Below are 14,426 nucleotides of genomic sequence, written 5' to 3' on the forward strand. Positions count from 1 at the left end.
CAAATTTAGCGATTCCCGCGGTCTCCGCCACGACCACCGCCACCGCCACGGCCACCGCGTCCGCCACGGCCCGGTCCACGACCATGTCCGTGACCGCCACCTCCGTGATGCCGGCGTCCGCCGCGATCTCCACCACGATCACTACGTTCGGGGCGACCGCCTCCCTCTGAACCGGCGCCGAGACCGACTGCCAACTGACCGTCTTCCTCTTCCTCGCCCTCGTGGCCGCCTTCAAAGGTCGTCGGCTCGGCAGCTGCCTCGCCGCCTTCCATTTTGGCGCGCTGTTCTTTCAGGATCGCCTTCCGCGACAACCGGATGCGGTTTCCGTCCATCGAAAGCACCTTCACCAGGATCTGGTCGCCTTCTTTCAGTTCGTCGCGAACGTCCTTGATCCGGTGCTCCGCAACTTCGCTGATGTGCAGCAATCCATCGGTGCCGGGCAGAATCTCGACGAACGCGCCGAAGTCCGCCAAACGAACCACCGTGCCAAGATAGGTCTTCCCGACTTCCGCCGTTGCCGTGATCTCGCCGATCATCTGCAACGCCTTCTTCGCCGCTTCCTGGTCAGCCGACGCGATGTTCACCTTGCCGGAATCTTCCACATCGATCTTCACTCCGGTCGCGTCGATGATTCCACGAATTACCTTCCCACCGGGTCCAATCAAATCCTTGATCTTGTCCGTAGGAATGTTCAACGTGTAGAACCGTGGCGCGTAATCCGACAGCGTCGTGCGCGGTTCCTGGATCATCTCGTTCATCTTCTCCAGGATGAACAACCGGCCGTCCTTCGCTTGCGCCAGAGCCTCGCGCATGATCGACGACGTAATACCGGTCACCTTGATATCCATCTGCAGTGCGGTGATACCGTCACGCGTGCCGGCCACCTTGAAGTCCATGTCGCCGTAATGATCTTCCGCGCCCGCGATGTCGGTCAGGATGGCGTACTTCTCGCCTTCCTTCACCAGACCCATCGCCACACCGGCTACGTGCGACTTCAACGGCACACCGGCATCGAAGAGTGACAACGACGCGCCGCAAACGCTCGCCATCGAACTCGATCCGTTCGACTCAAGAATGTCGCTCACCACGCGCATCGCATACGGCCAATCCGTTTCGTTCGGCAACACGGCCATAATCGACCGCTCCGCCAGAGCACCGTGACCGACTTCACGCCGTCCCGGTCCGCGCAGGAATGCAACTTCTCCCACCGAAAACGGCGGGAAGTTGTAGTGCAGCATGAAGCGCTTCTTGGCCTCACCTTCAAACTGCTCAACTCGCTGCATGTCGTCGCCCGTTCCAAGCGTCGTCGTGACCAACGCCTGGGTCTCGCCACGGGTAAAGATTGCCGAACCGTGTGCACGCGGCAGAACGCCGACTTCAATCCAGATCGGCCGGATCTGATTGAACGCGCGCCCGTCCGGACGCCGCTTCTGCTCGGTAACCTGCTCACGGAAGATACGCTCGCGCAGCGTCTCGTAGTAGCTCGCCAGTTTCGCCAGCGCTACCTCGTCGTCGGAAGCGATCTCTTCCTTCAACTTGGTCTTCAATTCCTTGATCCGCGTGTAGCTTTCGATTTTTGTGTACTTCTCTGTGTTGAGGGCGTCCGCCAGTTGCGTCCCGACTTTCGCCTTCAACTGGTCGTAATAGGCCTGGTCAAACTCCGGCGGGGTTACCTCACGCTTCGGCTTGCCGGCTTTCTCCCTCAGTTCTTCAATCGTCGCGCAGATTTTCTTGATCTCGCCGTGAGCGAACTCGATAGCCTCAACGATTGTCTCTTCGCTGACTTCGGTGGCGCCGGCCTCGATCATCACGATGCCGTCTTTCGTTCCGGCTACGACCAACCGGAGATCGCCATCGCGCCCCTCGTCGTAGGTCGGGTTGACGATGAATTGCCCGTCCTTGCGGCCAACGCGCACAGCGCCGATTGGGCCGAGGAACGGAATGTCAGACACATGAAGTGCGGCCGATGCCGCGTTCATGCCAATAACATCGGGATCGTTCTGGCTGTCCGCTGACTGCACCATTGCGATCACCTGCGTCTCGCTCTTGAATCCTTCCGCGAACAACGGACGGATCGGGCGATCGATCAAACGGCTGGTGAGAACTTCGCGCTCGCTGGGACGGCCTTCGCGCTTGATGAATCCACCGGGGATCCTTCCACCGGCATACGTGTACTCGCGATAATCAACAGTCAACGGGAAGAAATCGATTCCTTCCCTCGCTTCCAGGTTTGCGACCGCGGTCGCCAAAACGTAGTTGTCGCCACTCTTTGCCAACACAGAACCGTGTGCCTGTTTGGCAATTCTTCCTGTTTCAAATGTGATGGATTTACCACCGGAGAGTTCAACGGTGACTTCTTGCTTCATTTGTTTCCTTCCGCTCGGACGTGCATAGTTCCAGTTGAGGCGGGATGCACCAGAGAGCGCTGGCGTATAGATGTGCGAGGTTGCCCCCACCCAGAAGCCCACAACGGCGCCGGGTGGAGATTCTCAGTTCTTTGACAACGAAATGGATAGACAGACTCGCTGACTACCGACTCCGACTACTTGCGGATTCCCAGCTTTCCAATGACTTGCTTGTAACGCTCAGAATCATATTTCTTCAGGTAGTCGAGCAGGCGACGCCGCTTGCTCACCAGCATCAACAGGCCGCGCCGGGAGGCGTGGTCCTTCTTATGCGTCTTGAAGTGGTCGGTCAACTGTCCAATACGCTCGCTCAAGATCGCGATCTGCACTTCCGGGCTTCCGGTATCAGTCGCGTGCGTGCGATAGCTGTCAATAATTGTCTTCTTTTGCTCTCTGGCTAACACTGAACTAGATGCACTCCTGCTAATTTTCCAATCGTCTTGGTACGTTATTGAGACTAACACGCCGCCTCAGATTTGGTAAAGCTCTGTAACTTCAAGGCTTACGGCCCCTCCGATATAGGTTGCCCACTTCAATTCCCAGCTTACCCGACCCGTGCTCCTGCGCATCCAATATCTAGATTATCGCTATGCTTTGTACTCAGTGTGACACCAGGAACCCTGACTTCAACAGATTCTGCGGAAACTGCGGCGCCCGTCTCGTGAGCGAGAGGCCCGCCGTACCCGTCCGCGAGTCAAGCCACCTCGCGGAACCAACCACGCCCCCGCAAGCAGTCATAGTTCACGAGCCCACCGTGGAACGTGTGGTCGTTCGTGAACCCGAACCCGAGCACTACACGCCCATCTCCGGACCCTCTTTGCTCGGCCTGGGCGGCGACGACGATTCCTCTTCCGCAAGTTCTTACCTCTTGGATGACGACTTTGAAAACGAATCACGAGGTCGAGCTGGCTGGTACGTTTTTGGATTCGTTGCCCTCTCCATTCTGGCCGTATTTGGCTACTTCGAATGGCAAGCGATCAAAACTGGCAAAAATCCGATTCCGTGGCTCGGCAGCGGTTATTCAGGTCCATCAGCGGCTCAGGACCAGGTGCCCAAGGCCAGCCCGCCAGGGCCTCCTGTAACTCAGGCCAATGCCGAAGCGAATCCGGCAACGCCGTCGAACCCAACTACAAACTCGGATCAGTCACTGGTTGGAGACGAAACCCTTAAGGTTCCACCCTCGGCTTTGGATTCAACCCAGTCTGGCAGCGCTGCAAACGCTCCGACTCAGGAATCTCAGAAGAATCCCGTCACGCCAGCACAGAACGCGCAGCCCACTCCCGAAGCAAAGTCAGGAGAAACGCCTCCCGCAGTCGCTGCACCACCTGGCAAGGAGACTCCATCCCGCGCGGCACAAACGCCGCAGGCCACGGAAACAGATGTAAAAGAACCTGAAGCTGAAGCGAGGAAGAAACCTCGTTCCTCTGTGAAGCCGGTAAAGGCTGAACCTGCGCCCGATCCCAATACGAATCGGATGCTGATATCAGGCGAGCGGTACTTATATGGACGTGGTGTTCGCCGTGACTGCAATCAGGCACTCATCTATCTTCGGGCTGCCGCCGAACAAGATAACGCGCCCGCCATGTCTCGCCTCGGTGCCATGTATGCAAGTGGAAACTGCGTAACGCTCGATCGGCGTGCGGCATACAAGTGGTTTGCCAAAGCTCAGTTGTCTGAACCCAACAATCAGTGGCTCACCCGGAATCTCAACATGCTCTGGCGCGATATGACGCCCGAAGAGCGCAAGGCAATCACCCATTGAAGCGAGGCTGTACTGGATTGGTTCGCATCACCATCATTCGTGATACTCACCACAGCGTCTCGCTGAGTGTCATTTAAGAATACGAATGCAAGCAGCCGTCGCCACGTAGCGACCTGCTATCACCAGCGACTGCCCTGGCTTCGTGCCAGGGCGTTTTTCTCCACATTTCAGCACCTCACGTCCGTGCTGTTATATTGTCAGGCGTCTCGTCGAGGCACGCGTCTCTGGACCGCTCGGCGATTGCAACGTTCCACCACACAATTGCCTCCAACACCTGAGAAATACACCCTTAGATTTCAAAGGAGCACCAAGAATGGCTGGTTCTACCGCGGGACTTCGGACCCGGAATCTTCATAAGTTGAAGTCTCGCCAACGGGGCCACAAAACACCCATCGAGCAAGCCGGCCTGTTTCTGAAGAACTTCTTGCGGCATCCGCTCATGTTGGGGTCAGTCATTCCCAGTTCGCGCTATCTGATCGCTCGGGTGCTGGACCGCATCGATTGGAACCAGACCAACATAGTTGTCGAATACGGCCCCGGCGTCGGAACCTTCACGCGCCCCATCCTCGATCGGATGGCGCCTCAAGCCAAACTGCTGACCATTGAGTTGAACGAGGAGTTTGCTGAGCTTCTGCGCGCAGATATCTCAGACCATCGTTTGCACATCGCGCACGGTTCAGCCGTTGAAGTTCAGAAATGGATGCACTTTAACCGGCTCACGCAAGCCGATCTGATCCTCTCCGGCATTCCGTATACCGTTCTTCCTGCGGACGTGCGACAACGAATATTGACCGCTACACGCGACGCACTCACACCCAGCGGCAGCTTTGTCGTGTATCAGTACACGCGCGCCGTGCTTCCCGACCTGCAGCGCGTCTTCTCCCGCGTAGAAGAGGAATTTGAGCCCCTGAACATCCTGCCTGCCAGAGTCTTCCGCTGTTGGAAATAGCGGAACAGCTCACGCCAGGCGCTGCCGCACCTGCTCGAGTAAGTTGCGTAGGGTACGACTGAACTCCACCGGATATTCCGCCGGAGCCTCAAATCGGCGCACGTCTTCTGGAACCTGCTTGAGCTGCGTTCTCGCTCGGTCACGGATATCGCTGAGCGCCTCCGCGGCAACGGATGTGCGCTTGCCTGCATTCATCACCTGCCGCAGCAACGGCTCCCCGTCTTCCACTCGCTCTTCCGCGCAAGCGATCACGTCGCGAGTGAACTTCCCGGCCTCATCTCGGAACCGCCATACTTGCTTCGCCCCGGGATACGTCATCTTCTGATCGCTGAACTTTGCGTGATAATTCTTTGTCCCGTCCAGTTCCGTCTCAACCAGTTTGTAGATCCCGCCAAGGGCTGGCGCGTCATTCGAAACCACCATCGCCGTTCCTACGCCATATCCGTCAATCAGCGCACCACGCTGGTTCAACTCAAAGATCTTGAACTCATCCAGATCGCCGCTCGCCAGTATCTTCGTTTGCTTCAACCCCGCGGCGTCCAGTTTGGCTCGTACTTGTTTGGACAATAGCGCAAGGTCGCCGCTGTCGATGCGCACTCCTGAGGGCCTGAGTCCCGCTTCGATAATCTTGTCGATCGCCTTCAGCGTATCGTAAGTATCCACCAGCAATATAGATGCTTGCGGAAAAAGGCTCGTGTATTGCTTGAATGCTTTCTCCTCGTCTTCGAGCGCCATAACATACGAATGTGCAATCGTTCCGAAAGTCGGTATTCCAAACCGATATCCCGCCTCGGTATTCGATGTTCCGATACATCCGGCGATATAGCTCGCCCTGGCTGCCAGCACTCCAGCCTCCGGACCATGCGCCCGACGTGTGCCGAACTCAATCACGTCTTTCCCTTCCGCCGCTTGCACCACTCTCGACGCCTTGGTTGCGACCGTCGTCTGATACGTAATCGTCGCTAGCAGATAGGTTTCCAGTATCTGCGCTTCGATCAGCGGCGCCGTCACGCGCAAGAGCGGTTCCTGTCCAAAGATCACCGTGCCTTCCGGCACGGCCCACACATCGCCCGTGAATCGTAGCTCTCTCAGAAAACTGAAGAACTCGTCAGAGACATGCTCAAAGGCAGGATGCTTCCGCAGAAACTCAACGTCGATCGCCCCACAACAGACTGACTCAACCCACTGGAGTGCTTGCTCCAGTCCTGCCGCAACCAGATATCCGCGGTTCTTTGGCAGCTTTCTGACGAACAGCTCGAAAGTCGCTGTTGGGTTGAAGTTGTTCTCGTAGAAGGCTGCCGCCATCGTGAGCTCATACAAGTCGGTCAGCAGCATCGAAGACGTTCTATCGTTCACTCTCAATTGGATGCAACTCTCGTTGACACTCAAACACGTATGGCTCTATCGGCCCCGGTCGAATCCCGTACTTCTCGTCCAGAAACTCGCGCAGCTCGTCAGGTACAACCTCCGACAGTTCCTGCCAGGTGAGCACCTTGCATCGTAGCCGTAAGTCGGCGCTTCTCACGCACCGCATCACCGCGTACCACTGCTCGATCAAATCCGGGCGTCTCGCATCGCATAGAACGCAGAAAGACGTCTGCAGCGCATGCGCAGCCAGCACGTTGCGGATCAACTGGTACCCTTCATATTTTTTGCTGTCCTGCGGCAGGTCTCTACGGATGAACACGTCGCGGAAATCGCGATACTGCTCCACCACATCCTTTGCTTTCGATTGGAAGTCCGCTTCGGTCAATTTCGCTTCGACCAGCAAACCCGGCAATCTCAAATCCACTTCGGTCCTGTCGAAGCGTTCGCCTGTAAGCGGTACACGAGCTTTGAACCCAAACTCCGGCGACGCCGCCTCCTCAACGCCGAGCATCGACAACACTGCTGACGACTCACACACGCCGGGATAACAGAACACGTTCATCAATAGCGCGTCGGAACTGTTACACGAATCCAGCTCGCACCATCTTCGATCCGCCCGCGGCAGGCTGCTTTTCGCGCTCGTATGTACCTTGCGAAGACGCCTGGCCCACTGCGGGTTCGCACGAATCTGTCCGTAGCTGGCTTGGGCAAAATTACCGTGTACTTCGCCCGATTCTTCGTACACGACCACGGGCGCCGAACCGTAGCTTAGTTGTGAAGGCAGGCCATACTTCCGGCTGAAAGTGAGGTTTCTCTCTTGCAGTTCATGACGAAGAAGGTTGGCGTATGCGGCCGTCATTAAGCGGCGATAGGACGAGGAATAATCCGATATCTCAGAAATTGTAGCCCATGAGGCGTAATTGCGACCCGATCTTCAAGTGTGAAGACGATCAGTTCCGATTGCTCCAGGAAGCGGATCCACTGCTCGAAGCGTACTCCGTCGTAGAGTTCCGGATACTGCCTCGATGTCCCGGCAAAGAACCGGCGCATCTTCGCAACACTCACACCCTTACTGCCTCCAATCGCAATTTGTTGAAGGGCGGGTGCCTGTGTCTCCCATAAGATCGCGGACTCTTCTTCGAAGGCTTGCGCTACCGACAGAACGGTGAAGGGCTTTCCGGGAATGTGAAGGAAATGCATGCGCCGCTCTTCTTTGCGTTCCGCAATCTGCGCAACACCCAGCGCACACAACACCAGCAGGAAGAAAATAATGGCCGAAACTGTCAAGAAGAGGACGGGCATAATGCACCCCAGCAATACGCCAATATCACTACGTTACGCCACTTTCTCGCTACCAGCAACCGATATGCCGCGACTGGAATTCAGGGTTCCTGTTACGGCCTTCTTCACTTCTTCCGCCTTCCACTTGTGCACGATCTTGCGTGCCCCAAGTGTCATCAGGTACGGCTCCGCAAATGGATGGCGTGGTTTGTTCTCCAACACCAACAGGGGAACATGCCTTCCTTCCGACTTAGCTTTCCGGAGAACCGCTTCGCAATTCAACTCCGGTGGATGATCCGCCACCAACATCAAATCGAAGCTCTTCTTCTCCAGCAGATCTACGGTCTCGCTCGTGCTCCACGCTGTCGTGGTGTCGAATCCTTCGTCTTCGAGCAGGTGCTCCAAAGCGATAAGAGCCCGTTCGTCCGAATCGGCGATCAATACGTGCTTCTTGCCTAGATTCATAGGGACCCCTTTGCCGTTGGCTTAGGCATGACAATTTGACTTTGATGATGACTCTGACGAGAAAGGAGATTCGGTAGGTTGGAGCGCGTATATTCCCGAAGGGCACTGCGCCCTGATTCGTTCGCCCTCGAGGGAACGTACACGGGAATCCTCGACTGCCCCAAGCATAGCACCGTTCCACACTGGATCAAAGCACATCGACCTTCTTCGCGGAGTTCCTGACCGCTCAACTTCCGTTCTGCTACTTCGACGTGACATCAGCATCTAAAGCCCATGTCTCACCTGTTCGAACCACTGACGATTCGTGGCGTTACCCTACGCAACCGCATCATTGTCTCGCCCATGTGCCAGTACTCAAGCGAGGATGGTTTTGCTAACGACTGGCATTTCGTTCACCTGGGAAGCCGAGCCGTTGGCGGTGCTGGACTCATCCTCACCGAAGCCATCGCTGTTACGCCGGAAGGCCGTATCAGTCCAGAGGATCTGGGCATTTGGAAGGATGACCACATCCCTGCTCTCTCGCGCATTGTCCAATTCCTGAAGCAGCATGGATCTGTAGCTGGCGTTCAACTGGCGCATGCAGGCCGAAAGGCGAGCACCGCGGCGCCCTGGAAAGGCGGCAAGCCCGTTTCAGTGGAACAGGGCGGATGGTCGCCCATTTATGCCCCGAGTCCAGTCGCATTCTCGGACGGCTATCAGACTCCTCACGAGCTAACCGCAGCCGAGCTTGAGGAACTTACACGTGCCTTCGTCGCCGCCACCAGACGGGCGCTCTCAGCAGGGTTCGAGGTCATCGAACTTCATGCGGCCCACGGCTATCTCCTGCACGAGTTCCTTTCGCCCCTAACGAACAAGCGTACCGACCAATATGGCGGCTCCTTCGACAATCGCATTCGCCTGTTGTGTGAAATCGCTGCTGCTGTTCGCGCCGTATGCCCCGAAAAGATGCCGCTTCTCGTTCGAATCTCCGCGACTGATTACGCCGAGGGAGGATGGGACATCGAGCAATCGATTGAACTCGCGCGTCGGCTCAAGTCCATCGGCGTCGATCTTGTGGACTGCTCTTCGGGCGGTCTCATTCCTCACGTAAGGATCCCCACCGGCCCCGGATATCAAACGCAATTTGCGGAACGGATTCGTCGCGAAGCTGCCATCATGACCAATGCCGTTGGCTTGATCACGTCTCCTCATCAGGCGGATCACATTATCCGCAGCGGACAGGCGGACGCCGTCATGCTTGCTCGTGAATTTTTGCGGGATCCGTACTGGCCACTGCATGCGGCCCGGGTTCTGGGACAACCAATCCAGTGGCCGCCTCAATACGAGAGAGCTAGCAACTAGCTACGATGCGATCGCTGTAGCTTGCCCGAAGGCGCGCTCCACGGCCTTGATGACATCTTCCCGTGGACGCCCTTTGGGTAGCACGCCTGCGGCATTCTCTTCGAGGAAAGTCCTTTCCTTGTCCGTCAGTCGCTTCGATGTGCTCACCAGCACCGGAATCTTCGCCGTGGATTGATCAGCCTTCAGCGCCTTCAACACTTCCATTCCACCCATTTCTGGCATGATCAGATCCAGCACAATTCCGTCCGGCTTCACATCTCGCGCCAGTTGCAGCCCTTCCCTGCCGTTAGCGGCTTCCACGAAGGAATACGTGTTGCTGCCAACCATCGCCATCAGCGAGTACCGTGATACCTCATCATCATCCACCAGCAGCAATCGCTTCGCCGGACGCCCCAGCACCATCTTCCGTAGTCGGTCCAGTAGCCACGATCGATCAATTGGCTTCGTCGCAAAGTCGTCGGCGCCAAGCGAGAACGCCTTCGTGCGGTTGTCCACCACTGTCGCCACTATGACCGGGACCTTTGCCGTCAACGGACTCTGCCGTATCTCCTTCAAAAGCTCCCACGAGGTCTCTTCACCTATCAGTACATCGAGAACAATTGCCGACGGCGTCAGGTCCCGCAGTACGTTCCGCGCCTCCGCCAATGTTCTTGCTTGCACAACCTTGAATTCGGACCCCTGCAGGAACTTCTCGTACGTGTACAGCGTCTCAAAGTTATCTTCGATCACCAGCACCGAGTATTCGGGAGCCTCTGCCGTAACGGAGGCTCCGACCAGCGTGACCTCCCCGGGGCCCGCATACTGCCTCGGAATCGACAGATAAAACTTCGATCCACGGCCAGGCTCACTCTCTAACCAGATCCTGCCGCCCAGCAACTCCGCCAGCTTGCGTGACAGCGGTAGTCCCAATCCGCTCCCTTTAACCCTTCGCTGTGCTGGATTCTCGATCTGGCTCCACTCTTCGAAAATCTTTTCCTGATCTTCCGGCGAGATTCCGATGCCAGTATCCGAGACCGCGAATACAACGTTTTCGCCGTCCAGTTGCGCCGAAACATGTACCTCACCGTTCTCGGTAAACTTCAGCGCATTCGAAAGGAAGTTCCGTAAGATCTGCGAAACCTTTGTATCGTCTGTGTTAAGAGCCGGAACTCCGGGGGTATCGTCGAAAATCAACTCTACCGGCTTTGTGCCCAGCATCGGTCTGATGGCCCCGCGCAGCGCGCTGAAGATTGTGGGAACATCAAACTCCTGTGGGCGTACCGTGATCTTGCCTGCCTCAACTTTCGCAAGATCCAGCAGGTCGCTCACAAGCTCGATCAACTCCTCGGCCGAGCGCTTGATGTAATTGACCTGCTTCTCCTGCTCCGGCGAGAGATCGCCATCAATCCGGTCCAGCAGAATTCTTGACAGGCTGACGATCGAATTCAGCGGCGTACGCAGCTCATGGCTGATATTCGAAAAGAACCTGGTCTTGATGTCACTCGCCTTGCGCAGATACTCCGCTCGGTCATCAAGTTCTGCATACAGAGCCACCACGCCACGGTTCGTGTCTTCCAGTTCGCTGTTGAGTTGCGCCAGCTCGTTCTGGCGCTCTCGTAAAGTTTCCAGCGTCCGCAACAGTTCCTGGTTCTGCTGCTGTAATTCGTCGATGATTACATTGCCGCCGCCTCTCGAATCCGCGAGCGATGCAGCAATCTTGCCGATATCGAGTTTCGAGGACGTCCCCTCTGGTAATCGGCGCGTCACCGTCACGACCGTACCTTTGCCGGGCGCTGATTGCACCTCGAACCCTTCCATCAGACGCTTGGCTCCGATGAGCCCCAACCCCATCCCGGTACTCGACTGGTATCGCCCGCTCATGATCCGCTCGATATCGCGGATGCCCGGCCCTTTATCCTCCACCCTGACCGCCAGCATTGGCATCGGCGACTTCTGTAGAGAAAACTCGACCTGGCCGCCTTTCGCATACTCGAACGCGTTTCGTGCCAGCTCGGATACAGCCGTGGCAATCCTCGTCTGATCTTGCATATCGAACCCGAGCGATCCAGCGATCTGCCGCGCACGTTGCCTGGCGAGCACCACGTCTTGCTCGTTCGCCACGGCCACCGTCATGATCCTCTGTGAGCCCTTCATCCCTATGCCGCCTCTTGCCCCACGAAAACTGTCACGTCGTCGCGTTCCCGCCAGTAGTCCCGGTACAGCACCCCTGCCACGATCGCCGGATGCCGCTGCATAAGTCCCGGGTACTTCTCGATATGCCACGTGGCCAGACCGTCGGAGTTCATTACCAGCTTTGTACGGCTGTTCCAGGGGTACGAAAACTCCTGGATTCTCCTTACCTCGTGCCCAAGAATCCCGTTATGCGAAACCATGCTGCGGATCGTGGTTCCCTCGATGAGGGCGGCCGCGATATTGCCCACACCGCTGAACCGAATCTGCTGTGCCTCGCGATCTATTTGCGCTACTGCAACAGCGGCTCCCCGCGTTTTCCGCAAAGTCCCGTGTAGGCCTTCGATGCAGTCGGCCACAGTCTCCGCCCGATTCTTCCGGAACCAACCTGTGGCTTCGACGGCCGCTTCATGTGCGCTCGGGCCATGGCCCAATCCATCGACCAGGAGGATCCATTGTCGACTGCCACTCGAGAGTTGTGCCCAACCATCTCCGTTGACGATTTCACCATGCTTCGGACGAGATATCACACCGCACTCGAACTCTCCCTCGTTCTTGGTTGTCGATAACCGCGACACAATCGCCGTTCCCTTATGCGGTCGCGAATATATATCAAACAGCGACGACATCCGCCGAATCGCACCAAGCCCTGTACCCGACGTTCCCGATGTCGAAAAACCGTCCGACAAGCAAGTGCTCACGTCCTGCATGCCCGGTCCTTTGTCTATGCCGATCACCTCAATGCCATTCTCGAGTTCACGTAACAGCAGTTCGCCGCCCTTGCCATGCTTTATCAGGTTGGTAGCCGCTTCAGACGCAATCAAAGCGGCACGGCCGGCCTCCGTATCATTGAGCCCGGCATTGCTGGCCAGTTGCAACGCTCGTCGCCGGGCATGGCTGACCTCGGCTTCTTCCCGAACTGAAATTGAGATTTGATGATTTATCGGCACTACTTCCACCGGGTGATAACGACTTTAGTTCCTTCTCCGACTTTTGAGCTGATGTGGAACTCGCTCATCAGTCGCTTCGCTCCGCTAAGACCCAGTCCCAGACCAGAGCCGGTTGTATAACCGTCTTTCAAAGCAAGTTGAATATCCGGAATGCCGGGGCCCTGATCTTCAAAGCTTAGGCGTAGGCCTCGTCGGGTGCCCTCGTTTAACACTTCGATGCTGATAATTCCGCCGCCGCCGTAATCGACCGTGTTGCGCGCCAGTTCGCTCGCGGCCGTCACAATCTTCGTCTGGTCCACCAGGCTGAATCCCAGTTGCGATGCGTGCGCGCGCACCGTTTGCCGGATGATCAAAATGTCTCCGGAATTTCGTACTGGCAGTTTTTCAGGAACGACGGGTGTCACGTGATACCCTCACCCTGCTCGTCGTGGCAGTAGCTCGCAGCAATTCCATCCCTTTTTCGACATTCAGCGCCGTACGAACTCCGGGCATTGATAGTCCAAGTTCAACCAGAGTGATCGCCACCGCCGGACGCATTCCCACGACTACCGTCTCTGCATCCATGATTCGTGCCATTGCGGCGATGTTGCTGATCATCCTGCCGATGAATGAATCCACAATCTCCAGGCTGGAAATGTCGATAAGTACCCCGTGCGCGCCGGTCTCCGAAATTCGCGCCGTCAGGTCTTCCTGCAGAGCGAGCGCCAGCCGGTCATGCATGTCCACCTGGATCGAAACCAGCAGGTACTCTCCCATTTTTAAAATTGGTATTCGTTCCATGTCACCTTTTCGCTATGCGTTTCGAGTACTGATTTGCAGTCCGGTGCGCAACAACGCCACCGCAAACGCGTCGGCCAAGCTGGCTTTCGTCGTAACGTCGCCCAGGCCCACGCCAAGATGAACAATGGTTTGTGCTATCTGCGGACGGATACCGCTGATGATGCAGTCCGCGCCCATCAGCCTCGCCGCTGTCACCGTTTTGATCAGATGCTGGGCAACCAGAGTGTCCACTGTCGGGACACCGGTAATGTCGATGATCGCCACTCCCGACCCGGTCTCTACGATCTTTTCCAGCAGCGTTTCCATCACAACCTGCGTGCGTGCGCTATCAAGCGTCCCGATCAGCGGCAGTGCCAGGATGCCCTCCCACAACTTCACAACTGGGGTCGAAAGTTCCAGCATCTCCTGCTGCTGCATGCGGATAACTTCTTCCCGCGATTCCTGGTAAACCTCCGTCGTGAATAAGCCTAGTTCGTCCAGTCCTAGGTTGCTGCGCCAAGTCTCTTCCGCCAGATCAAGCGGCTTCGACGCAAGGTCTTTCCTTAATTGCTCAAACAGGGGCTGTTTGAATGAAAAGACGAATGTCGCGACCTGCGACGGCGTAAAGCCCTGCTGGACCCGTGTGCGGGTGACGTCGCGCAGAAACTCCTTGATCGGAGACCAGTGCGATTGGTGAAGGTCGCCGAGATCACCCTTCTGCGCCGCTTCCTGTAAAAGGCGAATAAACTGGGTACATTGCTCCCTAAACTCTTTCTCCCCAATCAGTTCTGAACGCCTGGTGGAAGACGGCATCTGTTGCATCCAACTGTTGAGAATTTCCGCTTCGTGCTGTCTCAAAACGTCGGCAATTCGACTCAAGACGGTACTCCTTGCGTGTTTGGTTGTGGGTTCGTGAAAAAAGAGATTGGTCCGACCGACTGACTGGGCCTGGTCCTGCGAGCAGTTTGGATTATAGC

The 14,426-nt window shown here is 56.7% G+C and carries 14 protein-coding genes; 3 read left to right on the forward strand and 11 right to left on the reverse strand.

Annotated elements, in window-relative coordinates:
• Positions 1-5: 5 nt before the first annotated feature.
• Both pnp and rpsO read right to left on the reverse strand, forming a co-directional pair.
• Complete coding sequence (pnp, locus tag VN577_15525) at positions 6-2,366, reverse strand: polyribonucleotide nucleotidyltransferase (GenBank protein HWR16238.1); 2,361 nt, start codon at positions 2,364-2,366, stop codon at positions 6-8.
• A gap of 176 nt (positions 2,367-2,542) precedes the next feature.
• On the reverse strand, positions 2,543-2,809 hold the full coding sequence (gene rpsO, locus VN577_15530) for a 30S ribosomal protein S15 (GenBank protein HWR16239.1): 267 nt from the start codon (positions 2,807-2,809) through the stop codon (positions 2,543-2,545).
• A gap of 350 nt (positions 2,810-3,159) precedes the next feature.
• Between rpsO and VN577_15535 the strand changes: the two genes are divergently transcribed.
• Positions 3,160-4,167, forward strand: a complete 1,008-nt coding sequence (locus VN577_15535) for a hypothetical protein (GenBank protein HWR16240.1) — start codon at positions 3,160-3,162, stop codon at positions 4,165-4,167.
• Positions 4,168-4,480: 313 nt separating this feature from the next.
• Complete coding sequence (locus VN577_15540; protein ID HWR16241.1) at positions 4,481-5,116, forward strand: rRNA adenine N-6-methyltransferase family protein; 636 nt, start codon at positions 4,481-4,483, stop codon at positions 5,114-5,116.
• Between the two features lie 9 nt (positions 5,117-5,125).
• Here VN577_15540 and VN577_15545 read toward each other — a convergent pair whose 3' ends face one another.
• From VN577_15545 to VN577_15560, 4 genes are read right to left on the reverse strand one after another with little or no spacing between them, the layout of a single operon-like run.
• The gene (locus tag VN577_15545; protein HWR16242.1) at positions 5,126-6,451 is read right to left on the reverse strand and encodes a nicotinate phosphoribosyltransferase; all 1,326 of its coding nucleotides are present in this window, start codon (positions 6,449-6,451) and stop codon (positions 5,126-5,128) included.
• 10 nt (positions 6,452-6,461) lie between these two features.
• Complete coding sequence (locus VN577_15550) at positions 6,462-7,343, reverse strand: hypothetical protein (GenBank protein HWR16243.1); 882 nt, start codon at positions 7,341-7,343, stop codon at positions 6,462-6,464.
• Positions 7,343-7,786, reverse strand: a complete 444-nt coding sequence (locus VN577_15555) for a hypothetical protein (GenBank protein ID HWR16244.1) — start codon at positions 7,784-7,786, stop codon at positions 7,343-7,345. Before VN577_15555 ends, VN577_15550 begins: the two co-directional genes overlap by 1 nt.
• A gap of 33 nt (positions 7,787-7,819) precedes the next feature.
• Positions 7,820-8,230: a response regulator gene (locus tag VN577_15560; GenBank protein HWR16245.1), complete on the reverse strand. Its 411-nt coding sequence runs from the start codon at positions 8,228-8,230 to the stop codon at positions 7,820-7,822.
• Between the two features lie 273 nt (positions 8,231-8,503).
• On the opposite strand from VN577_15560, the gene VN577_15565 reads away from it, so the two are divergent.
• Entirely contained in the window at positions 8,504-9,571 is a 1,068-nt protein-coding gene (locus tag VN577_15565) for an NADH:flavin oxidoreductase/NADH oxidase (protein ID HWR16246.1), read from the forward strand.
• Here VN577_15565 and VN577_15570 read toward each other — a convergent pair whose 3' ends face one another.
• From VN577_15570 to VN577_15590, 5 genes are read right to left on the reverse strand one after another with little or no spacing between them, the layout of a single operon-like run.
• Positions 9,572-11,704 carry an ATP-binding protein gene (locus tag VN577_15570; protein HWR16247.1) on the reverse strand — a complete coding sequence of 711 codons (2,133 nt, stop codon included), beginning with the start codon at positions 11,702-11,704 and terminating at the stop codon, positions 9,572-9,574.
• Positions 11,705-11,706: 2 nt separating this feature from the next.
• Positions 11,707-12,690 (reverse strand): ATP-binding SpoIIE family protein phosphatase, encoded by a 984-nt coding sequence (locus VN577_15575; GenBank protein ID HWR16248.1) that lies wholly within the window; start codon positions 12,688-12,690, stop codon positions 11,707-11,709.
• Positions 12,690-13,043: an anti-sigma regulatory factor gene (locus VN577_15580; protein HWR16249.1), complete on the reverse strand. Its 354-nt coding sequence runs from the start codon at positions 13,041-13,043 to the stop codon at positions 12,690-12,692. The genes VN577_15575 and VN577_15580 overlap by 1 nt, the downstream gene beginning before the upstream one ends.
• Positions 13,044-13,074: 31 nt before the next feature.
• Positions 13,075-13,470, reverse strand: a complete 396-nt coding sequence (locus tag VN577_15585; GenBank protein ID HWR16250.1) for an STAS domain-containing protein — start codon at positions 13,468-13,470, stop codon at positions 13,075-13,077.
• 12 nt (positions 13,471-13,482) lie between these two features.
• Complete coding sequence (locus VN577_15590; protein ID HWR16251.1) at positions 13,483-14,328, reverse strand: STAS domain-containing protein; 846 nt, start codon at positions 14,326-14,328, stop codon at positions 13,483-13,485.
• Positions 14,329-14,426: the final 98 nt, after the last annotated feature.

The sequence above is a fragment of the Terriglobales bacterium genome (assembly GCA_035561515.1).
Lineage (GTDB): Bacteria > Acidobacteriota > Terriglobia > Terriglobales > Acidobacteriaceae > DATMXP01.